Raw genomic sequence first — 22,242 nt, 5'->3', positions numbered from 1 at the left:
ATTATTTTTAATTATATCATCTATCAATGAATTACTTAGGTTTGAAGATATTTTTTTGCAAATTCCAGTGGAATAATTTCTATTTTTTCATGAATAGGAACAATCTTTATTGTATTTGCCAGATTTAGATAAAATAAGTCTCTGTAGTAATCAAATTTTATATTAGAAATAGGAACTTTTGTTTCAAAAAGAGTTCTAAAGGGCTCTTCTATATTTTCTTCAAATGGAAGAACAACATTTTTTATTATTTCTTCAACAAAGGGAGGAAAAACAAATTTCTTTCTATTTTCGCATAAAGAAACATCATAAGAAGAGTATGTTCTGCAGATAAAAGGTCTACTTTCATAAACCAGACATAGATTATCCTCAAGCAAAGGACAGGCTACACCTTCGTAATCAGTTTGATTAGAAAATTCATATATTCTGTCAGCTATTCTTCTTCTTTTTCCTGGGGGAAAGGAATTTAAATCTTTTATAATCATCAGCATTTCTGGGATAGTCATCTGAACATTCCAGCCATAACAGCAGTAAGAGCAGCCTTTTTGACAGTCTAATCCTTTTTGCTTATTTATCTGTTTATCAATCTGCTGGTTTAATTCTTCCTGCAAAGTAATAATCTCATCAACAAGTTCTGGTTGTCTGTAAATTCCTGCAGCAGCAAGTATGAGATTTTCTAATTTCTCCAATTTCTTGCAAACTCCTCCATGTCTTTTAATGCCCTTTCTGCTTTCAGAAGTTTCCTTTTTCTTTTATCTTTTACTTTTTTGTTCAGATCAGGTAAAAGGGCAAAATTTGGGTTCATAGGTTGTAGTTCATCCTTTGGCTCTGTTATATATTTTACAAGTCCACCGAGCATTGTTGTTTCAGGTGGAACGACAGGCTCTTTGCCTTTTAACATTCTAACAACATTAATTCCTGCCAGTATTCCTGTTGCTGCAGATGCAGCATATCCTTCAACACCTGTTATCTGACCTGCAAAGAGTATCTTAGGGTCTTTTTTAAGCTGGAGGGTTGGCTTTAATACCTTCTGGGATTGTATAAATGTATTTCTATGGATAGACCCCAGTCGGACAAATGTGGCATCTTTTAAGGCCGGTATAAGTCTGAAAATCCTTTTTTGCTCAGGATATTTCAGCTTTGTTTGAAATCCGACCATTGAAAGCAGAGTTCCTTCTCTGTTTTCCTTTCTGAGCTGAACTACTGCGAAGGGCTGTTTACCGGTTCTTGGGTCAACAAGTCCAACTGGTTTCATAGGTCCAAATAAAAGGGTCTGTTTTCCTCTTCTGGCTATCTCCTCAATAGGCAGGCAACCTTCAAAAAATACAGCCCTTTCAAAATCCTTTAGTGGAATCTGCTCACCTTTTAAAAGCTCATTGTAAAACTGCTCGTACTCTTCCTCTGTTAAAACACAGTTAAAATAGTCCCCTTCTCCTTTACCGTATCTATCACCCCAGAAACCCTTTGAATAATCAACAGTTTCTGCATCAACGGTTGGGGCAATAGCATCATAAAAGTATAAATGCTCTGCTCCTGTTATCTTTTGTATCTCTTTTGAAAGTTCTTCAGATGTTAAAGGCCCTGTGGCTATTATTACAAAATCGTAATCCTCGGGAATTTTTGTTATCTCTTTTCTGATTACTTTTATATTTGGATGGTTTTCAAGGATTTTTGTTATTTCCTCTGAAAATTTTTCCCTGTCAACTGCCAGTGCTCCCCCTGCCGGAACATCAAATTTTTCTGCAGTTTCTACAACAAGAGAATCTAATTTTTTCATTTCTTCTTTTAAAAGCCCTGCCCCTGTTGTGATTTCCTTTCCTCCAAGGGAGTTTGAACATACCAGTTCAGCAAATTTTTCTGTCCTGTGGGCAGGGGTCTGTTTAACAGGTCTCATTTCATATAAATCAACATTAAATCCTTCTTCTGCTATTTTGTAAGCTGCTTCGCTACCTGCAAGCCCTGCTCCTATAACTGCTACTTTTTTCATCTTTCTCCTTTACCTACTTTATATTTCTATCAATTTAACAAGTTCCTCTGTCGTTAAAATTTTGGAAAATCCTTTTTCTTTTAGCTTATTTTCTAATTTTTTATCATTTGTCCATAAATATGCATCAAGTTCAAGAGCTAAAGCCACATATGGGGTATCCTTTTCATCTATATCTTTGCAAAGGTTATAGGCTTTTCTTATATTTGTTTTTGCTAATCCTATTTTGGGAATTATAGAAATTTTTTTAAACAATTTATGGATAATTTTTTTCATTTTTTGTCTGTTTGATACCTTTCTTAAAATTCTATTTTCATATTTTTCAAGCTCCACAAATATGAAATCAGGTGCATCACTATTATTTAGTATTTTTATATAAACCTGATTCCCTTTTATCAATGCAGAGAAAATGATATTGGCATCAACAACAATTTTCATTATAGTTCAAGACTTTTTTTATATTCTTGCCAGGCCTCTTGTCTAATCTTTTCTACTTCTTCCCAATATCTATTTTCAGAGAAGATTTCTTTTAGTTCTTTGGATATCTCTTTTATGTCTTTTTCTAATTTTATAAACTCAAGGTATTCTTCTATTTTCTTTTTTAAAGTTTCCTTCCCTGTTTCATAAATTTCTTCATCAGGAATTTCTATCATTAATTTCATTACAATACTCCACATACAGTATTGGGATTAAATATAAAATTAAAACCAAATTTTACCAAAATGTAAGAAAAAACTTTAACTTTTCAACTTATTTAAATTTACATAGTAAACTAAAGAAAAAACACGAAAGGTAATAAATGGCTTCGGGGATATTTGCTCTGCTTGATGATATTGCTTATTTAATGGATGATGTGGCGTCTTCTACGAAAATTGCTGCCCAGAAAACATCTGCAGTTTTAGGAGATGACCTTGCCGTAGGTGCAAAAAAGGCTTCTGAATATCCTCCAAGTAGAGAACTACCTGTTTTATGGGCAATTATAAAGGGTTCCTTTTTAAACAAACTGATTGTTGTTCCTTTCATACTGGCTCTTAATTATTTTCTACCTTTCATTATCAAGCCTGTGTTAATGATAGGTGGGTTATATCTGGCTTATGAGGGTGCAGAAAAAATTCTGGAGTTTTTAGATTTGGTTAAACATCATTCAGAAGAGAGAAAATTATCAGAAAAAGAAAAAATCAAATCTGCGATTATCACTGATTTTATACTTTCTCTGGAAATAGTAATTATTGCCATTTCTACGGTGCAGGATAAACCCTTTTTAGTTCAGGTTATTTCTGTCTCTATAGTGGCTGTCCTGGCCACAATAGGAGTTTATGGTTTTGTTGCTCTTATCGTTCGTCTGGATGATATGGGGATTTATTTGATAGAAAATTATGATGGTTTTTTAGAGAAAATAGGCATATTAATGGTTAAATCGTTGCCATATATAATAAAAGCCCTATCTGTTATTGGAACTTTGGCTATGCTTCTGGTGGCAGGTGGAATTTATTTACATAGTTTAGAGTTTTTGCATCATTTAACAGAACCTATTCCTGCTCTTATTGGTGAATTTTTAATAGGCTTAATTCTGGGAATTTTTGCTTTTTTTACAAAACAACTTACTTCCAGCTTTCTTCACCGGTCTTAAAAACCTCTTTTTTCCAGATAGGAGCCCTTGCCTTCGTTTCATCTACTATATATCTGCAAGCCTCAAATGCTTCTTGTCTATGTCCTGCCCATACAGCAACCAGAAATGAAGGAACCAGAACAGGCACAACTCCTGTTCTGTGATGAACTACTGCATATTTAATTCCAAACTTTTCCTTTGCTTCATTTATTATTTCATTTATTACCTTTTCTGCCATTGATACATAAGCTTCATAGTGGAGTTCTTTTACTTCTCCATCTTCCGGAGCTGACCTTGGAATACCCAGAAAAATATCTACCGCTCCACATGTTTCATCTTTGTAGCTATTCAGCACATCATTTATATCAAACCAGTTTTCTCCTATGTAGATTTGTGGAACACTCATCTCTAACTCCTAACAGGATTTTCCTTTTTGTTCAAACTCTTCAAATTTTACTTTTTTATAACATTTAGAGCCAAGATAATCTAAGAAATCTTTAAAATCATTTTTAGGAACGTATCCAGACCATCTGAATAAGACCTTGTAATTGTTTTCAGGGTCGTAGACTATCACAGTTGGAAGACCGTCCACCCTATCTGCTACAGCAAGTGCACTTTCTTCCATCTGTTGTTTTGTTTCAGGGTCGGTTATTTTTCTGTTTCCGTAAATATTAATAATAGCAACATTTATTTTGTTTTTTATCAATTTTTCTTTAACATCAGGTTGGGATAAAACTTCTTTATTTAATCTTGCACAATACTGACAGCTTGCTGATTCAAACACAAGAATAAGGAACTTCTTATTTTTCATTGCATCCTGAATAATAGGCTCTGGGTCAACTTTGAACTTCTCTGAGGCTTTTTGCTGGCATCCTAAAAAAGCTACTAAAACCACTGTAAAAAATAGATAGAAAAATTTTCTCATCTTTTAACTCCTGTTCTTATAATTTTGCCAGAGCCTCCTTAATTCTCCTCATTCCCTCTTTTATATTTTCCATTGATGTTGCATAGGAAAGTCTTATATATCCCTCTTTACCAAATGCTGAGCCGGGAACAACGGCAACTTTTGCTTCTTCAAGGAGATATGCTGTGAAATCGATATCATTTTTGATATCACCTTTTATATATGCAGAGATATTAGGAAATACATAAAAAGCTCCTTTGGGCATAGGGCAGGTAATTCCTTCTATAGATAAAAACTCCTGAACTATAAAATCTCTTCTTTTCCTAAATTCCTCTTTCATCATAGCAGGGAATTTGCCTTTGTCTTCCAGTGCTGCCAGTGCTCCATACTGGGCAAATGAAGTTGGATTGGAGATTGTTTGGGACTGGATTATGTTGATTTTCTTAATATACTCTTCAGGAGCTGCAACCCATCCAAGTCTCCAGCCAGTCATTGAGTAAGCTTTGGAGAAGGCATTTACGGTAAATGTTATATCTCTGATCTCCGGAGAAAGGGATGCAATGCTTACATGTTCTTCGTCGTAGCAGAATTCCTCATAACATTCATCAGAGATAATTAATATATTGTGCTTCAGGCAAACCTCTGCTATTTTTTCCAGTTCGCTACGGGGTATAACTGCTCCTGTTGGATTGGAAGGTGTATTTAGAACAAGGGCTTTTGTTTTGTCCGTTATTGCACTTTCAACAAGGTCAGCCGTTAAAACAAAACCATTTTCTTCTGACATTTCTACTATAACAGGTATACCATCACAAAGTTTAATCTGCTCTGTATATGAAACCCAGTAAGGTGCCGGAACTATTACCTCGTCTCCGGGATTTAGTATCGTGGCAAATATTTCATAAAGCCCCATTTTTGCACCGGGGGTAACAATAACTTCTGAAGGTTTATAATCAATATTGTTTTTTTCTTTTAATCTTTTGGCTATTCCTTCTCTAAGCTCAGGTATTCCTGCTGCTGGTGTGTATTTTGTTTTTCCTTCTTTTAGTGCTTTTATTGCTGCTTCTTTTACAAAGTCTGGAGTATCAAAATCAGGTTCTCCTGCACCAAATCCAATAACATCAATGCCTTTATTTCTCATTTCTGCAGCTTTCGCAGTGATAACAAGTGTCTGTGAAGGTTGAACCCTGAGAACCCTTTCTGAAAATTTCATTAAATAGCCTCCATATAAATTTAAACCTTATTTATTTTATATTTAAATTTTCAAAATTACACTACTTTTTATAATATTTGTAATACCAATTTTTGACAGATTGAAAAATTTGAGACAAATTGAAAGATATGTTGAAATATGAGAAGCCTCCCTATAAAGGGAGGCAAAAATTTATTAATACCTTTTGAGTTTTTTAAGTTCTTTAATTTGTTTTTCTAATTGACGTGCTTCTTCTCCTTCGGGCATATATTTTTTGAACATTTCTATAAACTTATTATAGGCAGATACTAATGCATTGTTTAAAGCATTGTTAATTGCCATTAGTTTTGTTCTTTGAGCTAGCATTATTGCTTGAGACATATCTTGTTCTCTTTCGTAGACAACTTTAGCTTCAAAGTTTTCTGGTTCTGTCTCGAAATCTATTCCTTTGATATAAATTTTTTCTTGTGTTAATGGTTCGCGAAGTTCAAATAACAATTGACCTTTAAACCTGACTTGTCCAGAACAATAAATTTCCCCTTTTTGAACAGCAGGTGTTAAAGAAGATACAGTTAAAGGTGTTTTATTTTTACATCCGTTATCTTGTATTTCTGGATATAACTCAACTACAGGAATTAATACAAAATCTACAGACTTTTTGTCACTATAGGTCATTTCATTTAAAGATTTATAAGGGCCTGTAACTTTATATCCTTTGTTTAATAAAATAGCTTCAAGTGATTTTGCTAAATTCCTTTTAAAATCTTCAGGTAAGTTTGCTGATTTATAGGAAATTTTATATGCTCTTAAAATATTCTGCATCAACGTTAAAGGATTAGTAAAAGGATTAGTAGTAGATGAAGTTTGCTCGAAAGAAGGAATAGAACCTTTAGGTAATATAAGTGCAGTAGTCAAACCAAGATTTTTATTAGTTTTTTTTCCTTCAACTATTTTGAACACATTTTTGTTTTGTGTTGAAGGGCTAAAAGAAACTACTTGTGGTGGCTTAGCACAGGAAACAAATAAAAAAATTGCAATTAAACTTAAAAATAGAAAAGATTTTTTCATAAGGACTTCCCTACTTTTAAAGTGTTTTTTTTAGTATTTTATCACAAAATCGGTGATTTCTTGTTATTCCTCAACTAAATATTTAATTACACTCTTTTATGATTTTTACCTCTCCGCTGTCTGTTTTAAAAGTTTTTCCTTCCTCAAACAGACTTCTGAGTATGTATCCCAGTGCTATGGTTTTGTCAGGGGATACAGAGGTTATCACCCCTACAGGTTTGTCATTTAAATAGATTTTTTCGTTTTCTTCTACAGGTTTTTCAATCTGAAATTTAGATAGAGTCCTTGGAGGTCTGCCTCTGAAATAAACCCTTGCGATTGCCTCCTGCCCCACATAACAACCTTTTTCAAAGCTAAAAGCATACAAAATATTTGCTTCCAAAGGATGAAATCCTTTTTTTAATTCTTTTCCAATTTTGGGGATACAATTTTTTATCCTGAGTTTTTCCAGAGTTTCCTGCTTTACCTTCTCAAATTTTTTCAAGAGGGAAAGAACACTTTCCAGATTTCCAAACAGCTCATAAACTCCTTGTCCTATCCTCAGCGGGTTATTAGCCAGATATATTTCATCTTTTTTTGTGAAACCAAACTCCTGTGGAATTTCAAATCCCAAGTTTTTCAAAAACTCTGCTGCTTCCTCTCCCCAGATAATAACATGCTGATAGATTAAAGGCTCAAAGAATACCTTCAGGGAAAGTTTTAGTTTATTAAGCTCTGATGCAAGCTCTTCCGGATTCTCATCTGTATCCAGAATAAAAAAATCATCATCTTTATAAACAAAAAAGTCCTGAATAGGTTCTCCATTACCTGTAAGCCTGAGATTATAATTAAATTTTCCTGTTTGAAGACCTTTTATATCATTTGAAAGAAGGTTATGTAAAAAAGCTATATCGTCTCTCATTTGATTTTTTAGCAGTAGTTTACTTTCTTTTCCATAAACTTTGATTTTGTGTCTATCAATCTGTGCCCAGAACATACTTTGCCTCCACTGATTTGTCTATATCAGAATTTTATTCTTGGAAAGAGAAGGATTTTATGAGAAATCTCTGATTTGAAAGGTTTAGATTATGTTCTGTTTTTCTTTTTCTCTAATTTAAGGCCGATAAAGAACAGGATTAAACCCATTATAGAAAGGACAACAGTTACCAGAATCATATATTCTTCAACAGTCATTATTTTTTCCTCCCAGGGAAATCAGTAAAATACCAATCCCTGATAAAATTATAAACATAATTAAGGCTATAATACCTAATTTACTTGAAAATTCATTTTTTACAAGAGGTTGTATAATTGCAAATATTATTGATGCTACGCCTATATTGATTAATGCTTTCCCAAACTCATTTAATCCTTCTCTGAAATCCATAGGAAATCCTGTTTTGTATTTTATATATGTATAAGTATCGTAAAACTGTTGCAAAGTATTTAAACTTCTTATATTTTGGGATTATGGCTACAAAAGAGAGATTGGATAAACTTCTTGTGGAAAAAGGACTGGTTGAAAGTAGGGAAAAAGCCCAGCGGCTTATAATGGCCGGAGTTGTATTTGTTAACAATCAGAAAGTTGATAAACCTGGGACAAAAGTAAAAACAGATGCCAATATTTACATAAAAGAAAAAGAAAAATACGTATCCAGAGGCGGCTATAAACTGGAAAAGGGAATAAATGTTTTCAAAACAGATATAAAAGATAAAATCTGCCTTGATATAGGTGCCTCGACAGGTGGTTTCACAGATTGCCTTCTGCAACACGGGGCTAAAAAAGTATATGCCGTTGATGTTGGAACAAACCAGCTCCATGAAAAACTAAGAAATAACCCGGCTGTAGTATCCCTTGAAAAAACCAATGCCAGATATTTAACAGAAAAAGAAATCCCTGAAAAAATTGATTTTGTTGTTTCTGATGTCTCTTTTATTTCAATATTGAAAATACTTCCCAATATATGTGAACTTTTAAAAGATGGTGCAGAGGGAATAATTCTTATAAAACCCCAGTTTGAATTATCAAAGAATGAGGTTAAAGGTGGTGTTGTAAAGGATAAAAAACTCCACCAAAAAGCTATTAAAAAAGTTATAGATGGTTTAGAAGAAAGTTGTTATTGTGTTAAAGATTTAGACTTTTCTGAAACATGGGGTCCTGAAGGAAATATAGAGTTTCTCGCTTTTATTGAAAAGGGAACCAATTGCAAAAAGAGTCAGATTTCAGAAGAAAAAATAAAACGGGTAGTTCAACAAGCCCACGAAAAATTTAAACAATCCAGAAATTGATTTTAATCATACAATATTCATTTATTTTGATATTTTGATAAATTAATAAATAACTTTACAGGTGAATTATGGAAGTCCTTGATTATCATAAGCTTAAAATTTTTAAAACGGTAGCAGACACAAAAAGTTTTTCAAAAGCAGCAGAACTGCTGTTTTTATCTCAGCCTACAGTAACACTTCAGGTAAAAAAACTGGAAAACTATCTGGGAATTACCCTTTTCCATAGGGATAAAAAGGGCGTTTTACTTACCAGAGAAGGTGAAATTTTCTATAAATACATATCAAAAATCCTTGAAGATTATGACCTGCTGGAAGAAGGTTTATCTGACCTGAAGGAAAACCTCCAAAAAACCTTAAGGATTGGTGCCAGCACAACGATAGGTGATTTTCTCCTTCCTGACATTCTTCCTGAATTTTTAAAGGAAAAAAAGGATATAAAAATCAGTCTTTTTGTGGGGAATTCAAAAGAAATTGAAGAAGGTATCCTTTCAAAAACCTTTTATATAGGACTTATAGAAGATGAAATCCATTCAAGCAAATATGAAATCGTTGAGTTCTACAATGATGAGATTATCCTGATAGCTTCAAAAAATACTGATATTCCTGAAGAGATTGATGTTAAAGACCTGAAAAAATATAAGTTTATTTTCAGGGAAACAGGCTCAGGAACAAGAAATATAGTTGAAAAAAATCTTGAGAAAAAAGGGATTAAAATAAAACCGGATATTGAGATAAGCAGCAGTAATGCTATCGCAAGGCTTGTATCAAATACAGATTATTTATCCTTTGTTTCAAGACTTGTTGTGAAAAATCTACTTGGAACACAGCTAAAAGAAGTAAAAGTAAAGGGACTAAACCTTACAAGAAAGTTCTACTGCATAACCCAGAAAAACATAAGACTGCCAAAAATAGACAGGGAATTTGTTTCATATTTATTAAATCTTAAATAACACCGCTTTTGAGTATATCATGCATATGAATCAGGCCTATAATACGGCCATCTTTTGTAACAGGTAAAACGGTAATATTGTATCTTTCCATAAGCTCTAAAGCTTCTACTACCAATCTATCCTCTGAGATTGTCTTAGGTGATACTGTCATTGTATCTTTTGCATAGCTTTTATCAATACTTCCCCCTGCTTTTATAAATCTTCTTAAATCTCCATCTGTGATTATACCAATAAGTTTATTATCTTCAGCCACAAGGGCAGCACCAAATCCTTTTTCTGACATTGTGATTACTGTTTCCTGTAAAGGTGTATCAGGGGAAACAACAGGTAATTTATTCCCTGTATGCATGATTTCTTTGACTTTCATAAGTTTTTTACCCAGTGAACCTCCTGGATGGAACTGGGCAAAATCCTCCGCTGTAAAGCCTCTCATTTCAAGTAATGCAACTGCAAGTGCATCTCCCAATGCCAGTGTGGCTGTAGAGGATGAAGTAGGTGCAAGATTTAACGGGCAGGCTTCCTTTTCCACATTTAAAAACAGATGAATATCACTTTCCTGTGCCAGAGAAGATTTTGGGTTATTTGTTATAGATATGATTTTGTTTCCCCATCTTTTTATGGTGGGAATAATGGCAAGGAGTTCAGGGGTTTCACCGCTATTTGATATTGCAAGGATAATATCCTCTCTTGAAATCATACCCAAATCACCATGGATTGCCTCTGCAGGATGAAGGAAAAATGCAGGGGTTCCGGTGGACGCAAGGGTGGCTGCTATTTTATTTCCAATATGGCCGGATTTCCCCATTCCTGTAACAATTACTTTACCCTTTGTGTCCAGAATAAGCTGGACTGCCTTTTCAAAATTTTCATCTAAGGCTTCTATAAGATTTTCTAATGCTTTCTTTTCTTCCTGAAGAACCCTTTTGCCTATATCAAGAATTTTCATTTCCTTCAATTTCAACCCTTTCTACCTCGTTGTTTTTCATTCCGCAATTACTACAGGGACTTTCCCTTTTTAATCCCAGCTCATCTATCTGGTCAAAAGTATATATAACAGTTTCTCCATCTTCGCTCATCAAGGTAATTGTTTCTTTTATAAAATCATAATCTTTCACAATGTATTTTTTACCGTTTATCTCAACTTCTGATTCCAGCTCAGGTAGGTTTTTTCTAATTGAGTAGTTATCAACCTCAAATGCAAGACAACACATAAGTCTGCCGCATATACCGGTGAATTTTGTCGGGGTAGGTGGAAGATTTTGCTCTTCTAACATTTCAACATTTACAGTATCAAACTTGTCTATGAATACTGAGCAGCAGCATTGCTGTCCACATACACCGATAGCACCTGCCATCTGGACACCATCTCTGACACCGACCTGTCTCATCTCAATTCTCATCTTAAGCCTTTTAGCCAGCTCCTTTACCAGTTGCCTGAAGTCAACTCTTCCTTCAGACACATAATAAAACATGATTTTAGAGCGATTTAGAGGAATATAGGATTTAAGCAGGTTCATTTTTAGTCCCAGATTTTCGGCAAGCTTTTTACACAATGCCAGTGCTTTTTCTGCCTCTTTTTCATGTTTATCAAATGTAGAAATATCCTTCTTCGTAGCTTTTCTGAGGAATTTATACTGGGATGGGTTATCAGGGTCGGGCACAGACCTGCCCACTACAAGAACAAGCTCTTCCCCTTTTTCTGTTTCTATTACAATAAAATCTCCTTTCTGGACATCTTCAGGGACATTTTCCACATCACTGAATTTATGCGTATCTAAAAATCTTATCCTTACTGTTTTTGTATCTATAGCAACAGACATTATTATCCTCCTTATGTTTTGAGATTAAAATACATTCCTTCCAGAGCAAGTTTTTTCTTAACTCCTTTGCCAATTGCATTCTTAAGTTCTTGATTTTCCTTAATAAATTTATCATAAAATTCTGAGGATATATCTCCTTTAAGCATTTTTTTATATGCTATTTTTTCTACGATGTCCAGTGTTGTGTTGATATCATCAATATCCAGTTTGTCAAAAACATCCCCTAAAGTAATTATTCCTTCAGGATGTAACTGCTGAACAGCGAGTAGGCTAAACAGGTCTTTTGCGTATTTTAATAGTTCAGGTTTTTTTAGTATTTTGTCAGGAAGACATAAACTTCCATCTGCAAGAGCTATCAGGGTTTTTAAAAGTTTTTGGTCGTCTGTTTTTAGCTGCAGAATCTGTAGTATTTCCTCTTTTTTAAGGGGCTTAAATCTTATTTTTCTGGTTCTTGATACTACCGTAGGCAAAATGGCATTTTGATTTGATGTTGTAAGGATTATCATTGAGTTTTCAGGTGGTTCTTCAAGGGTTTTTAGCAGGGCATTTGCTGCCTCTTTATTCATTTTTTCTGCTTTTTCAATAATTACCACCTTACCTGAGACAGATTTTAGTTTCAGAAAATCTATAATTTGCCTTATCTGGTCTATTTTTATCTCTTTTTCAGGAGATATGAGCTTCAAATCAGGATGTGGATTTAGCTGGGAATTTTCGTAAATATTGGATATTGTGTTGTTTACCAGCCTGCAACTTTCACACTCACCACACCCAAAACCGTATCCCTTTTCACACAGAAAAGCCCGTGCAGTCTGTAGGGCAACTAATTTTTTACCTATACAATCCTTTCCTTCAAATAAAAATGTATAGGAATGAAAATCCTTATCTAAAAAAAGCCTTATTATATGCTTTGTGTCTTCATGGCCTATTAGTTTCATAACTTTTAGATTATATTCCTGTTTTTCAAAATCTCTATAATTTTTGCAAAAATATTTTCCGGAGATTCCATTCCGTCTAAAACCACTATTCTGTCTTTTTCATTTTCGGCTATTTTCAGAAAACCTTCCCTTAATCTTTTGTGAAATTGGATATCTTCATCCTCTATTCTGTCTGCCTGACGGGTTTGTCTGATTCTTTTCAGACCTTCTTCTACAGGAATATCTATCAAAAATGTAATATCAGGTTTTATTCCCTCTGTAGCTATCTCATTTAGCTGTTTTATCAGGTTTATATCCAGTCCCCGTGCATATCCCTGATATGCCAGAGTTGAGTCTGTAAATCTATCGCAGATTATATATTTTCCTTGCTGTAAAGAAGGTTTAATTAGGTTATGTATATGAAAATTTCTGTCTGCTTCATAAAGCATAAGTTCTGCTACAGGGGGAAATATCTCATCAGTTTTTTCCAGTAAAATCTGGCGGATTTTCTGGCCTGTTTTTGTTCCTCCCGGTTCTTTGGTCAGGACAACATCTTTCCCATTATCTATTAAATACTGGTATAAAAGCTTTGCCTGTGTAGATTTTCCTGCCCCTTCAACGCCTTCAAATGTTATAAAATAACCTTTCATCTCAACCCTGTTTTTGAAAAAATTATATCAGGCTATTGATAAAAATCATACGAATACTATAATTAAGGCATATAATAATGGCAAATAAAAATCAGTGGAGGTTAATAAAATGACACAAGAACAAAAAGAAAAAGTTCAAATAGATAGGGCAAAAGTGGAAGAAGTTTTAGAAAAAATTAGACCTGCTTTAAGATTTGATGGTGGTGATGTTGAGCTTGTAGATATTGGAGAAGACGGAACTGTTTATGTGAGACTAATGGGTGCTTGCCACGGATGTGCGATGTCTCTGGTTACACTCAAAGGCGGAATTGAGATGAAACTGAAAGAAGAAATTCCTGAAGTTAAGCAGGTTGTAGCTGTAAATCTTGAGCAGGGATTTGGCGGATTTTAAATAAAACAGGGGGGAATTTCCCCCTTAACTTTCCCTTAAAATTTTCATCTCCCTTAAAAATATCTCCCTTATTTCCTTTTTAGTATTAATAATTTTTTCCCATAGTTGCTCAGGTTCCATTTTAAATGAGTGCGCTACTCTATATAAAAAAGGAGAGTTTCTGTATATTTTAGACAGGCCTATTCCTTTTATCATTCTTAGTCTTGTTTCTACCTCCCTTAAAAACAGGTAATCGTCTATAAGCTCCTTTTTAAATAACTCCACCCCTTCCAGAATGTTTGTAAGTCTTTTTTTGTTTTTCAGAGAGTAAATCTGAATGAGAAATTCTATATCTGCTGTTCCTCCTTTGCCAAGTTTTATATCAATCTCCTCTGGAGTTTCCCTTGCAAGTCCCTCAAGCCTGAACCTCATATCAATAGCTTCATTAATAAACTCTCTGTTTATTTCTGTGGAAAACAGAAAATCCTCAATAAGCCTGTCCATTTCTTGTTTTACAGATAAATCACCTGTGATAAATCTTGCTTTAGTCCATGCAAGTCTTTCCCAGACCCGTGCTTCCTTTTTAAAGTAGTTTTCATAGAAGGATAGCTGAGGAGATAGCTCTCCTGCTTTTCCAAAAGGTCTGAGTCTTAAATCCAGATTGTATAAAATGCCTTCCTTTGAGTAAGATGTAAGGGCATTGACTATCTGCTGGGGAATTTTTAAAAATTGGTATTTGCTTTTTTCATCTTTAAATACAAATATAAGGTCAAGGTCAGAACCAATATTCATTTCTCTGCTACCTAATTTACCAAGTCCGTATATTGCAAACTCTTTCCCTTCAAAATAGTTGTATAGCTGCTCAAGGATAGAATCGGCCAGATTTGATAATGCTTCATTGGTTTCTTTTAGGCGGCTATATGCATCGTTTTGGTCAATTTTTGATAGATATCTAAGGGATACTAACACTTCAACAATTTTTTTCAGTTTTTTTAACCTATCAATAAATTCTTTTTCCTTAATAATTTCAAGCTCTTTTTGAAAATCCTCTTTAGTCTGGGGAACTTCCTCAATTCCAAACGCCCAGTCAAGAAGCTCCCTGTCCTTTGACATAAGGTCTGATATATAATCAGACAGCTTTGCAATATTTAGCATAAACTCAACAAGTTTTTGGTTTTGTTCCAGTGCAGATACAAAGACCCATAGCATTCTACCGTTTATAAGCATTTTAGAGAAGTTTAATAGAAAATCTTCTCTATCTGGAAAGTTTTTCAGGTGTTCTTCAAGGGTTGGAATAAACTCAAAGAATATCTCTTTGGAATTATCAGAAAGCTCAATATACAGCTTGCTGAAAAATATATTTTTGAAGATTTTTAAAGCCCATTCAGGTTTTTTAAATCCAAGGGAAGATAGATATTCTATTGCCTCTTCTTCATACTGCTTTGTGAGGATAAATTTTTGTAGTGGAGTAAGCTGAACTTCTGCCTGTGGAGTAAGATTTTCAAAAATCTGGTTAACCTTTTCTCTGTAGTCATTTAGCTTTTGTAAAAACTGCTCTGTATCTTCAAAACCCATTTTTCTGGCATATTCATCTGCATCTTTGAAGTAAAATTTCTGGGTCTGAACACAGTTTTTTATCTGTAATAAATGTTCCAGCTTTCTGAAGAAGTAGTATGCCTCTTCAAGTAGTTTTCCTGATCTGGAGTCTATTATTTCAAACTCAATCAGTTTTTTTAGGGCTTTTATTGTCCTTCTTTCCTGAAGCTCAGGGATTTTCCCTCCGTATAACAGCTGGAATACCTGAATGGTAAACTCAATTTCCCTAATTCCTCCCTTGCTTTTTTTAATATCAATTCCGTTTTGAACCTTTTTGTTGGCATTCTCTTCTATTAGCTTTTTTATCTCAACTATTTCTTCAAATACTTCTGCACCGGTGCTTCTTCTGTAAACAAAAGGCTTTATAATATCCATAAACTCCTGTGATACTTTTTTGCTTCCTGCAGCATGTCTGGCCTTTATTAGCATATGCCTTTCCCATGTTCTTCCGTGAGTCCAGTAATAAAACTCAATAGCAGGAAGGGAGTAAGCTATCATTCCTTTTGAGCCTTCAGGTCTCAGGTCAAGGTCTACAATCCATGCCTGACCTTCAATATTTCTTCTAATTAGTATCTGGGTGACATTTCTAAAGACTTCAAAGAAAAATTCCCTGTTTGATATGCCTTTATCTGTTTTTCCTTCTTCAGAGTAAATATACATAATGTCTATGTCTGAGTAGTAGTTAAGGTCTAAACCTCCGTGTTTACCCAGTGCAATTACGCTTCCTTCGGCTTCTTTGGCTGTGTTCTGGTCTATAGGTGTTCCGTATTTGCTCTTTGCTTTTTCAAGGGATGCCTTGTATGCAGCTTCCAGACATGCATCTGCCAGATATGAGTATTCTTCTGTCAGTTCAAGCAAATCATGTTTTTTGTAAATGTCTTTGGCTATTATACGGGAAAAATGTTTCAGTTTAAAAAATGTTATTTTTTCAGAAAGTTGATTAAAATTTGTATTTTTCGCTATTTCTAATGCCTCTTTTACCAGTTCTTCTCTACCAAGTAATGGTTTGTCAAGCTGGGAATAGATATAATCCAGCTGGTCTGTATGTCTGAAAATAAAGTCTGTAATGCAAGAGGAATAATTTGATAGTTTTTCAAGAAGTTTGAATTTTTCTTCTGGGAGAGATTTTAAAAAATTCTTTTTCAGTGTCTCAAATTTTGATAAATTACCCATTGTAATATCCTTGTAGTATTATATTTTTAAATAATATAATAGCTGAGGGAGTTAAGTGTATTATTTTTTAATATTAATCTCTCTTGTTTTTCTGTTTTCCTGTGAAAGTCAGCCTGAAAAAGAGGTAATAGAGAAAAAAGAGACAAAAGTTATATATAAAAAAGAAGATGTTGTTAAAACCCTGCAGGAAAGGATATCAAGTGTCATACAAAAAGCGACTCCTTCAATTGTTACAATACTTTCAAAATCCACAGAAAGCGAAACTCCCATAATCTTCAAATTTAATGAAGATATTCCTTCAATAGAAAATGAATCCCTTGGTTCAGGTTTTGTAATAAAAAAGGACTCCCAGTTTTTATACATAGTTACAAATAATCATGTTATAGAAAAGGCAAAAACAATAACAGTCCGATTTCACAACGGATATAAAACAAAATCAATCATTGCCGGTAAAGATGCAGAAAGTGATATAGCTGTCTTAAAGGTAAAAATCAACCCAAAAATAGCAAATATTAAACCTTTGGAAATAGGAAACCCATCTAAGCTTAAAGTTGGGTATTTTGTTTTATCTGCCGGAAGCCCTTATAACGTGGGACTTACCTTTACACTGGGTATTATTTCTGCACTCCATAGAAATCTGGGAATTTCTGCTTACGAGAACTATATACAGACAGATGCTGCAATAAACCCGGGAGACTCAGGAGGTCCATTGTTAGACCTTGACTGTAAAGTAGTCGGTATGAATACAGCTATAATACAGGCTGGCCAGGGACTTGGTTTTGCTTTACCAATAGATATGGTTATGGATATTGCAAATCAGCTTATAGCTTATGGAAAAGTTCAGAGAGGCTGGATAGGGGTTATTACCGAAAAACTCTCCAATTATCAGAAGAAAAAACTCCATCTTAATTATGGTGTAAAAGTAATTAAAGTTTTCAAAAACTCCCCTGCATATAAAGCCGGAATTAAAGCCGGTGATATAATTCTTTCAGTTAACGGTAAAAAAATCAGAACTTCTGCCGAACTTAAAAATATAGTGCTCAGAGGAAAAATAGGAGAAACCCTTAATATAGTAGTGTTCAGGCATGGAAAGAAATTAAATTTCAATCTCAAAATAGAAAAACTTGTTGATAAACAATAAAGGAATATAGTAAAATCTGCACCAATTAAAAGGGGAGTATTTAGAATATGAGAAAGTTTACCTATGAAGAGGGTATCACTTATTATCTGAAATCTATATCTAAAATCCCCCTTTTAACCCCTGAAGAAGAAAAAGAGGTAGCACGCAGGGCTAAGGAGGGAGACAAAGAAGCTCTTGAGAAACTCATAAAATCAAATCTCAGGTTTGTTGTAAATGTTGCCAAAAATTACTCAGGATACGGAATTCCCTTTCAGGAACTGATATCTGCCGGTAATATAGGTTTGATAGAAGCTGCCAAAAGATTTGACCCAGATAGAGGAGTCAGGTTTATATCCTATGCAATCTGGTGGATAAAGCAGTCTATACTTCAAACAATTCAAAACCAGAAAGATGTTATAAAAATTCCCCAGAAAACACAAAATCTTTCTATGAAAATTGATACAGCATATCTGGAACTGAAAGAGAAACTGAATAGAGAACCAAAATACACTGAAATAAAAAATTATCTAAAAGAGAAAGAAGATATTGAAGTTGATGAAGAAACAATAGAGAGCTATTTGCTGATAAAAAGACATTCTGTATCACTTGACACTCCTGTTGATATGGAAGAGGGAACATTTTTTATTGACCTTGTATCAAAACATAGCACAAAAGATATTGAAGAGGATGTTGTTCAGGAAGCTATAGAAAAAGAGATAGACTATATACTGTCCCATCTTAATGAGAGAGAAAGATATATTATTATTCACAGGTTCGGTCTTCACGGAGAAGAACCTAAGACCCTCAGGGAAATAGGAAAAGCCCTTGGCGTTTCAAGGGAAAGGGTCAGACAGATAGAAATTAGAACACTTAAAAAAATCAGAGCTCTTGCTACAAAAAGACATCTTAAAGATTTACTTAGCTGAGCTTTTAGGCTTGAACTGAAGACATTCTCTACCAGAAGCTTTTTTTACCTCAATAGAAGGTATTAATCTACTTTTAAATCCAAAAGCTTTACATCCATAAGGAAAATTTTTATCCCATGTTATATAAAAATATTCACATTTATGACAGTTTACCTTTTTCATAGGCTTCCAAGCCATTGCCCAAAAAATGCCATAAATAAAAATCGTGGAAATCTTCCAATAAAAGCTGCAAGTAAAAACCCAAAAACTGGCATTTCAAAAATCCCAGCCATCCAGCATATAACCTTAAAAGGTATCGGTGTTATTCCAGCAATAATAACAGCCCATATACCGTATTTTCTAAATAGTATTTCCCCTTTTTCATAATGCTTTTCAGATATAAATTTTTTTAGGATAGGTTCTCCTAAAAACTTTCCAAGGAAATATCCAACTAAACCTCCAAGAACACTTCCAAAAGCTGCAATTAAGGCTGCATACACAGGAATAAGACCAAAGGCTGTTCCACCTGTTATAAAAGGGTCTGGGGGAACAGGTTGTATAATACTTTCTGTAAAAGAAACTATAAAAATCCCCCAATATCCGTAATCAGCAACAACTCCTTCCGCCCAGTGCCTTAAAGCTTCAAACATCAAGTAAATCCTTTACTTTTATGTTTTTATTAAAAACAGAAATTTCCTTATCCATAGGAAATATTTGAACGTTTAAATATTCATTTTTGTAAGGTTTCGTATAAACCTCTATTTGATTTTGGATTAAATCGACTATCCATACCTGTTTTATTTCGTATTTAGCATAAAGGGGCAATTTTATTTTTCTATCCTTTTCTAAAGTTGTATCAGAAACCTCTATTAATACTTCTATATATTTTGATTTTGGATGTTGTTTTTCTTTTGAGAATTCTCTACTTACTATTGTTACATCAGGCTGAACTAAGTTCTCTTGTGATAAAAAAACTGGATTTTGAACACTTAAAATATATTTTGATTTCAAATTTGTTTCTTTTAATAAATCGCTAAGTATATCTACCAAATTGTTAACTACTATTGCATGTTTTAAACCAATAGGGCTCAATCTGATTACCTCTCCGTATATAAGCTCAATTTTTTCTTCAGGGTCGAAAATTCCTGCTTCATACATTTTTTCCAAATCTTTAACCTTAAACCTATACTTAAAACTTTCTGGTTTTTTAGGTTTTTCTCTTAATTTTGTAGCCATTTTAAAACACCCTTTTACTGTTGTTTATCTATAATAATTCCAGATTTTTGTTTTGTCTAATTTATTGCATTTTATTGAATAAAGTCTTACATTTTTGATAAGTATTACTGATGGAGGATACAATGTGTTTATAGCAAAGATTACAAAAAAAGGTCAGATTACTATCCCTGCAGAAATTCGTAGAAAGCTAAAAACAAATATAGTAGAAATAGAAGAAAAAAATGGGGAAATAGTTATAAAACCCGTTAAAAATCTAGCTGGAATTTTACATAAATACGCAAAAAAAAGAAAAAGTGTTGAGGAAATTATAAAAGAGGAAAAAGAGGCTTTTGCAAATGCAGTTAAAGCAAAACACAGTAATTATTGATGCCGATGTTGTCTTGAGATATTTACTGAAAGACGATGAAGATTTATTCAAGCAGGCAAATAAAATTTTTGAAGAAATTTTTGCTGGTAAAAAGACAGTATATATATTGCAATCTGTTATAGCTGAAATTGTATACGTTCTCAAAGGAGTTTACGATGTTGATAAAAAAGAAATAGCTGAAGTCCTAACAGAATTATTAAAAAGTAAAAATATAAAAACTCAGGATAAACAAACAGTTATAGATGCCCTCAATTTATATGCAAACAAAAATTTAGATTTTGTGGATTGTTTAATCTGTGCTTACGGGGGTAATTATTCAGTTTTAACCTTTGATAAAAAATTGAATAAATGCCTAAAAGAGAAGGGATAACCCTTCCCCTTTAAGCTTCTACTTTTATATTCTCTGGTTTTATTCTTGCAAATTTTCTTTTTCCTACTTGCAAGACAAACTCAGAGCTAAGGTCTATTTCTGCATAAGGATCTGTTATTTTGTTTCCATCTATTTTTACAGCTCCCCCTTTGATTAGTCTTCTTGCTTCGGACTTTGAAGGTGCAAAGCCTACTTTATAAACAAGCTCGTATATTGGTATTTTCTTCTCTTCTGAGGCTATTATCACTTCAGGTTCAGGTATTTCTTCAGGAAGTTCTCTTTTTGAATGAACCCTTTCAAAATGTTCTTTTGCTTTTATTGCAGCATCTTCGTCATGAAATCTGGTTACTATATACATTGCAAGCTGTTTTTTTACTTCCATTGGATGAAGTGTGCCTGCTTCAACGTCTTTTTTCATCTTTTCTATCTCTTCAACTGTAAGGTCAGTAAGTAGTTCCCAGTAATCCCACATAAGCTCGTCCGGAATAGACATTATCTTTCCAAACATCTCCTCAGGTGGTTCTGTTATGCCGATGTAGTTTCCGTATGATTTACTCATTTTTCTAACGCCGTCAGTTCCAACAAGGAGAGGAAGAAGAATTGCCACCTGCGGTTTTTCTATGCCGTATTCCTTTTGAATATCCCTTCCTATTAGGAGATTAAATCTTTGGTCTGAACCTCCAAGCTCAACATCTGCTTTTATTGCAACAGAGTCATAAGCCTGAAGTAATGGATAAATAAACTCATGTATAGCAATTGGTCTGTTTTCTTTGAATCTTTTTTTGAAGTCATCCCTTTCAAGCATTCTTGCCACTGTATACTTTGCTGTTAGCCTGATAAGGTCTTCTGCTGTCATGTCCCCAAGCCATTCGCTGTTGAAAACAACCACTGTTTTTTCAGGGTCTAAAACCTTAAAAACCTGCTCTTTATATGTTTTTGCATTTTCTAAAACTTGTTCCCTTGTTAAAGGTGGTCTTGTTTTGTCCCTTCCTGAAGGATCTCCTATCATAGCTGTAAAATCACCGATTATGAAATAAACAGTATGTCCAAGCTGCTGAAAAGTTCTAAGTTTTTGCAAAAGAACTGTATGTCCAAGATGCAGGTCTGGTGCTGTAGGGTCAAAACCTGCCTTTACAATAAGAGGTCTTCCTTCCTTTAATTTTTCAAGGAGCTCTTCCTCATTTATGATTTCAATAACACCTTTTTTTATTATTTTTAGCTGCTCCTCTGGAGACAGACCATGAAATTCCATCAATATAAAATTTCCTCCTAAAACTTTTTAGGAATTATTATATCTGATTAAGAAAATCTTTTATGTCTGATAAGCAACATCTACCGCTTGGATTTTTGATTTCACACTGACAGCCTATCTCTTTTATTTTTTGTTTTATTTCTTCTACGGTGTTTTCATTTAAATCCTCTATATTATAGCCGAAACAATAGCAGATAGGTCTTGGAGGCTCTTTTTCTTTAATGCCGACACGGACATTAAGCTGGTCTTTTTTGATAGTTATTTTTGCTGTGTTGTTAAAATAAACCACTTCACAATCTGGATTATGACAAAAGAAAAAGCCGGCATAGGTTCGCAGCGGTTGTTGAACAAAATTTTTTAATGTAATTTCTTTTACAGGGAAACCCCTTTGTTTACACTCTGGACAGTTTTCAATTTCTGATAATTTCCCAAGTCCTGAAAACACAATTTCCATAGCTGGTGCTCCTGTTTTATAATTTTAGTGATAATTACGAGTATAT

Annotated in this window: 28 protein-coding genes; 8 read left to right on the top strand and 20 right to left on the bottom strand. The window is 33.8% G+C overall.

From position 1 onward, the window contains the following. Positions 1-35 precede the first annotated feature (35 nt). From MVE07_RS02265 to MVE07_RS02250, 4 genes are read right to left on the bottom strand one after another with little or no spacing between them, the layout of a single operon-like run. Positions 36-686 carry a YkgJ family cysteine cluster protein gene (locus tag MVE07_RS02265; protein ID WP_297453378.1) on the bottom strand — a complete coding sequence of 217 codons (651 nt, stop codon included), beginning with the start codon at positions 684-686 and terminating at the stop codon, positions 36-38. Continuing rightward, positions 674-1,984 carry an FADH(2)-oxidizing methylenetetrahydrofolate--tRNA-(uracil(54)-C(5))-methyltransferase TrmFO gene (gene trmFO, locus MVE07_RS02260; RefSeq protein ID WP_297453376.1) on the bottom strand — a complete coding sequence of 437 codons (1,311 nt, stop codon included), beginning with the start codon at positions 1,982-1,984 and terminating at the stop codon, positions 674-676. Before trmFO ends, MVE07_RS02265 begins: the two co-directional genes overlap by 13 nt. 18 nt (positions 1,985-2,002) lie before the next feature. After that, entirely contained in the window at positions 2,003-2,419 is a 417-nt protein-coding gene (locus MVE07_RS02255) for a PIN domain-containing protein (RefSeq protein WP_297453373.1), read from the bottom strand. Then, on the bottom strand, positions 2,419-2,643 hold the full coding sequence (locus MVE07_RS02250) for a hypothetical protein (protein ID WP_297453370.1): 225 nt from the start codon (positions 2,641-2,643) through the stop codon (positions 2,419-2,421). The genes MVE07_RS02255 and MVE07_RS02250 overlap by 1 nt, the downstream gene beginning before the upstream one ends. Before the next feature lie 137 nt (positions 2,644-2,780). On the opposite strand from MVE07_RS02250, the gene MVE07_RS02245 reads away from it, so the two are divergent. Next, entirely contained in the window at positions 2,781-3,611 is an 831-nt protein-coding gene (locus MVE07_RS02245; RefSeq protein ID WP_297453367.1) for a DUF808 family protein, read from the top strand. Here MVE07_RS02245 and MVE07_RS02240 read toward each other — a convergent pair. From MVE07_RS02240 to MVE07_RS02215, 6 genes are all read right to left on the bottom strand, one after another. Further along, positions 3,583-3,996, bottom strand: coding sequence for a molybdenum cofactor biosynthesis protein MoaE (locus MVE07_RS02240; protein WP_297453364.1), 414 nt, complete (start codon positions 3,994-3,996; stop codon positions 3,583-3,585). The two genes, MVE07_RS02245 and MVE07_RS02240, sit on opposite strands and share 29 nt — an antisense overlap. Before the next feature lie 9 nt (positions 3,997-4,005). After that, entirely contained in the window at positions 4,006-4,515 is a 510-nt protein-coding gene (locus MVE07_RS02235) for a thioredoxin fold domain-containing protein (RefSeq protein WP_297453363.1), read from the bottom strand. Between the two features lie 16 nt (positions 4,516-4,531). Beyond that, positions 4,532-5,704 (bottom strand): pyridoxal phosphate-dependent aminotransferase, encoded by a 1,173-nt coding sequence (locus MVE07_RS02230; RefSeq protein ID WP_297453360.1) that lies wholly within the window; start codon positions 5,702-5,704, stop codon positions 4,532-4,534. A 174-nt stretch (positions 5,705-5,878) separates the two neighbouring features. Then, positions 5,879-6,751, bottom strand: coding sequence for a hypothetical protein (locus MVE07_RS02225; RefSeq protein WP_297453357.1), 873 nt, complete (start codon positions 6,749-6,751; stop codon positions 5,879-5,881). Between the two features lie 82 nt (positions 6,752-6,833). After that, positions 6,834-7,727: a folate-binding protein gene (locus tag MVE07_RS02220; protein ID WP_297453354.1), complete on the bottom strand. Its 894-nt coding sequence runs from the start codon at positions 7,725-7,727 to the stop codon at positions 6,834-6,836. Between the two features lie 186 nt (positions 7,728-7,913). Further along, positions 7,914-8,117: a hypothetical protein gene (locus MVE07_RS02215; RefSeq protein ID WP_297453351.1), complete on the bottom strand. Its 204-nt coding sequence runs from the start codon at positions 8,115-8,117 to the stop codon at positions 7,914-7,916. 83 nt (positions 8,118-8,200) lie between these two features. Between MVE07_RS02215 and MVE07_RS02210 the strand changes: the two genes are divergently transcribed. Both MVE07_RS02210 and MVE07_RS02205 read left to right on the top strand, forming a co-directional pair. Further along, positions 8,201-9,019: a TlyA family RNA methyltransferase gene (locus MVE07_RS02210; RefSeq protein ID WP_297453348.1), complete on the top strand. Its 819-nt coding sequence runs from the start codon at positions 8,201-8,203 to the stop codon at positions 9,017-9,019. Positions 9,020-9,087: 68 nt separating this feature from the next. Then, positions 9,088-9,969, top strand: a complete 882-nt coding sequence (locus MVE07_RS02205) for a LysR family transcriptional regulator (protein WP_297453345.1) — start codon at positions 9,088-9,090, stop codon at positions 9,967-9,969. Here MVE07_RS02205 and MVE07_RS02200 read toward each other — a convergent pair. The 4 genes from MVE07_RS02200 to tmk are packed head-to-tail and all read right to left on the bottom strand — an operon-like array spanning position 9,962 to position 13,353. Further along, a complete protein-coding gene (locus tag MVE07_RS02200) occupies positions 9,962-10,915 on the bottom strand; it encodes a KpsF/GutQ family sugar-phosphate isomerase (protein ID WP_297453342.1) in 954 nt (317 codons plus the stop codon). The genes MVE07_RS02205 and MVE07_RS02200 overlap by 8 nt on opposite strands. Continuing rightward, positions 10,902-11,789, bottom strand: a complete 888-nt coding sequence (gene ricT, locus MVE07_RS02195) for a regulatory iron-sulfur-containing complex subunit RicT (protein ID WP_297453339.1) — start codon at positions 11,787-11,789, stop codon at positions 10,902-10,904. The genes MVE07_RS02200 and ricT overlap by 14 nt, the downstream gene beginning before the upstream one ends. Before the next feature lie 11 nt (positions 11,790-11,800). Beyond that, on the bottom strand, positions 11,801-12,724 hold the full coding sequence (locus tag MVE07_RS02190; RefSeq protein WP_297453337.1) for a DNA polymerase III subunit: 924 nt from the start codon (positions 12,722-12,724) through the stop codon (positions 11,801-11,803). Positions 12,725-12,729: 5 nt separating this feature from the next. After that, entirely contained in the window at positions 12,730-13,353 is a 624-nt protein-coding gene (gene tmk, locus MVE07_RS02185) for a dTMP kinase (RefSeq protein WP_297453334.1), read from the bottom strand. A 109-nt stretch (positions 13,354-13,462) separates the two neighbouring features. Here tmk and MVE07_RS02180 point away from each other — a divergent pair, with 109 nt between their 5' ends. Next, on the top strand, positions 13,463-13,744 hold the full coding sequence (locus MVE07_RS02180; protein ID WP_297453331.1) for a NifU family protein: 282 nt from the start codon (positions 13,463-13,465) through the stop codon (positions 13,742-13,744). Between the two features lie 24 nt (positions 13,745-13,768). Here MVE07_RS02180 and MVE07_RS02175 read toward each other — a convergent pair whose 3' ends face one another. Beyond that, a complete protein-coding gene (locus MVE07_RS02175) occupies positions 13,769-16,492 on the bottom strand; it encodes a glutamine-synthetase adenylyltransferase (RefSeq protein WP_297453329.1) in 2,724 nt (907 codons plus the stop codon). A 55-nt stretch (positions 16,493-16,547) separates the two neighbouring features. Between MVE07_RS02175 and MVE07_RS02170 the strand changes: the two genes are divergently transcribed. Both MVE07_RS02170 and MVE07_RS02165 read left to right on the top strand, forming a co-directional pair. Then, a complete protein-coding gene (locus MVE07_RS02170; RefSeq protein WP_297453326.1) occupies positions 16,548-17,633 on the top strand; it encodes a trypsin-like peptidase domain-containing protein in 1,086 nt (361 codons plus the stop codon). A gap of 47 nt (positions 17,634-17,680) precedes the next feature. Continuing rightward, the gene (locus MVE07_RS02165) at positions 17,681-18,538 is read left to right on the top strand and encodes an RNA polymerase sigma factor RpoD/SigA (protein ID WP_297453324.1); all 858 of its coding nucleotides are present in this window, start codon (positions 17,681-17,683) and stop codon (positions 18,536-18,538) included. Here the strand turns inward: MVE07_RS02165 and MVE07_RS02160 are convergent. From MVE07_RS02160 to MVE07_RS02150, 3 genes are read right to left on the bottom strand one after another with little or no spacing between them, the layout of a single operon-like run. After that, positions 18,527-18,700 carry a uracil-DNA glycosylase gene (locus MVE07_RS02160; protein WP_297453322.1) on the bottom strand — a complete coding sequence of 58 codons (174 nt, stop codon included), beginning with the start codon at positions 18,698-18,700 and terminating at the stop codon, positions 18,527-18,529. The two genes, MVE07_RS02165 and MVE07_RS02160, sit on opposite strands and share 12 nt — an antisense overlap. Beyond that, on the bottom strand, positions 18,697-19,167 hold the full coding sequence (locus MVE07_RS02155) for a YqaA family protein (protein WP_297453320.1): 471 nt from the start codon (positions 19,165-19,167) through the stop codon (positions 18,697-18,699). Before MVE07_RS02155 ends, MVE07_RS02160 begins: the two co-directional genes overlap by 4 nt. Next, positions 19,160-19,753 carry a Uma2 family endonuclease gene (locus MVE07_RS02150; RefSeq protein WP_297453318.1) on the bottom strand — a complete coding sequence of 198 codons (594 nt, stop codon included), beginning with the start codon at positions 19,751-19,753 and terminating at the stop codon, positions 19,160-19,162. The genes MVE07_RS02155 and MVE07_RS02150 overlap by 8 nt, the downstream gene beginning before the upstream one ends. Before the next feature lie 124 nt (positions 19,754-19,877). On the opposite strand from MVE07_RS02150, the gene MVE07_RS02145 reads away from it, so the two are divergent. Beyond that, complete coding sequence (locus tag MVE07_RS02145) at positions 19,878-20,120, top strand: AbrB/MazE/SpoVT family DNA-binding domain-containing protein (protein ID WP_297453316.1); 243 nt, start codon at positions 19,878-19,880, stop codon at positions 20,118-20,120. Further along, entirely contained in the window at positions 20,089-20,490 is a 402-nt protein-coding gene (locus MVE07_RS02140; protein ID WP_297453314.1) for a type II toxin-antitoxin system VapC family toxin, read from the top strand. Before MVE07_RS02145 ends, MVE07_RS02140 begins: the two co-directional genes overlap by 32 nt. A gap of 10 nt (positions 20,491-20,500) precedes the next feature. On the opposite strand, the gene tyrS is transcribed toward MVE07_RS02140, so the two are convergent. Next, positions 20,501-21,742, bottom strand: a complete 1,242-nt coding sequence (tyrS, locus tag MVE07_RS02135; protein WP_297453312.1) for a tyrosine--tRNA ligase — start codon at positions 21,740-21,742, stop codon at positions 20,501-20,503. Positions 21,743-21,779: 37 nt separating this feature from the next. Then, complete coding sequence (locus tag MVE07_RS02130) at positions 21,780-22,196, bottom strand: hypothetical protein (RefSeq protein WP_297453309.1); 417 nt, start codon at positions 22,194-22,196, stop codon at positions 21,780-21,782. Positions 22,197-22,242: the final 46 nt, after the last annotated feature.

The sequence above is a fragment of the Persephonella sp. genome (assembly GCF_027023985.1).
Lineage (GTDB): Bacteria > Aquificota > Aquificia > Aquificales > Hydrogenothermaceae > Persephonella_A.
This window is presented reverse-complemented; position numbering and strand designations above follow the sequence as displayed.

Excerpts from the sequence above, each read along its gene's own strand:
- MVE07_RS02160 (WP_297453322.1), bottom strand. The coding sequence starts at position 18,700 with ATGAAAAAGGTAAACTGTCATAAATGTGAATATTTTTATATAACATGG.
- MVE07_RS02200 (WP_297453342.1), bottom strand. The coding sequence starts at position 10,915 with ATGAAAATTCTTGATATAGGCAAAAGGGTTCTTCAGGAAGAAAAGAAA.
- MVE07_RS02165 (WP_297453324.1), top strand. The coding sequence starts at position 17,681 with ATGAGAAAGTTTACCTATGAAGAGGGTATCACTTATTATCTGAAATCT.
- MVE07_RS02150 (WP_297453318.1), bottom strand. The coding sequence starts at position 19,753 with ATGGCTACAAAATTAAGAGAAAAACCTAAAAAACCAGAAAGTTTTAAG.
- MVE07_RS02140 (WP_297453314.1), top strand. The coding sequence starts at position 20,089 with ATGCAGTTAAAGCAAAACACAGTAATTATTGATGCCGATGTTGTCTTG.
- MVE07_RS02220 (WP_297453354.1), bottom strand. The coding sequence starts at position 7,727 with ATGTTCTGGGCACAGATTGATAGACACAAAATCAAAGTTTATGGAAAA.
- MVE07_RS02205 (WP_297453345.1), top strand. The coding sequence starts at position 9,088 with ATGGAAGTCCTTGATTATCATAAGCTTAAAATTTTTAAAACGGTAGCA.
- trmFO (WP_297453376.1), bottom strand. The coding sequence starts at position 1,984 with ATGAAAAAAGTAGCAGTTATAGGAGCAGGGCTTGCAGGTAGCGAAGCA.
- ricT (WP_297453339.1), bottom strand. The coding sequence starts at position 11,789 with ATGTCTGTTGCTATAGATACAAAAACAGTAAGGATAAGATTTTTAGAT.
- MVE07_RS02230 (WP_297453360.1), bottom strand. The coding sequence starts at position 5,704 with ATGAAATTTTCAGAAAGGGTTCTCAGGGTTCAACCTTCACAGACACTT.
- MVE07_RS02225 (WP_297453357.1), bottom strand. The coding sequence starts at position 6,751 with ATGAAAAAATCTTTTCTATTTTTAAGTTTAATTGCAATTTTTTTATTT.
- MVE07_RS02215 (WP_297453351.1), bottom strand. The coding sequence starts at position 8,117 with ATGGATTTCAGAGAAGGATTAAATGAGTTTGGGAAAGCATTAATCAAT.
- MVE07_RS02175 (WP_297453329.1), bottom strand. The coding sequence starts at position 16,492 with ATGGGTAATTTATCAAAATTTGAGACACTGAAAAAGAATTTTTTAAAA.
- MVE07_RS02155 (WP_297453320.1), bottom strand. The coding sequence starts at position 19,167 with ATGTTTGAAGCTTTAAGGCACTGGGCGGAAGGAGTTGTTGCTGATTAC.
- tyrS (WP_297453312.1), bottom strand. The coding sequence starts at position 21,742 with ATGGAATTTCATGGTCTGTCTCCAGAGGAGCAGCTAAAAATAATAAAA.
- MVE07_RS02130 (WP_297453309.1), bottom strand. The coding sequence starts at position 22,196 with ATGGAAATTGTGTTTTCAGGACTTGGGAAATTATCAGAAATTGAAAAC.
- MVE07_RS02180 (WP_297453331.1), top strand. The coding sequence starts at position 13,463 with ATGACACAAGAACAAAAAGAAAAAGTTCAAATAGATAGGGCAAAAGTG.
- MVE07_RS02250 (WP_297453370.1), bottom strand. The coding sequence starts at position 2,643 with ATGAAATTAATGATAGAAATTCCTGATGAAGAAATTTATGAAACAGGG.
- MVE07_RS02210 (WP_297453348.1), top strand. The coding sequence starts at position 8,201 with ATGGCTACAAAAGAGAGATTGGATAAACTTCTTGTGGAAAAAGGACTG.
- MVE07_RS02190 (WP_297453337.1), bottom strand. The coding sequence starts at position 12,724 with ATGAAACTAATAGGCCATGAAGACACAAAGCATATAATAAGGCTTTTT.
- MVE07_RS02240 (WP_297453364.1), bottom strand. The coding sequence starts at position 3,996 with ATGAGTGTTCCACAAATCTACATAGGAGAAAACTGGTTTGATATAAAT.
- MVE07_RS02235 (WP_297453363.1), bottom strand. The coding sequence starts at position 4,515 with ATGAGAAAATTTTTCTATCTATTTTTTACAGTGGTTTTAGTAGCTTTT.
- MVE07_RS02245 (WP_297453367.1), top strand. The coding sequence starts at position 2,781 with ATGGCTTCGGGGATATTTGCTCTGCTTGATGATATTGCTTATTTAATG.
- MVE07_RS02255 (WP_297453373.1), bottom strand. The coding sequence starts at position 2,419 with ATGAAAATTGTTGTTGATGCCAATATCATTTTCTCTGCATTGATAAAA.
- tmk (WP_297453334.1), bottom strand. The coding sequence starts at position 13,353 with ATGAAAGGTTATTTTATAACATTTGAAGGCGTTGAAGGGGCAGGAAAA.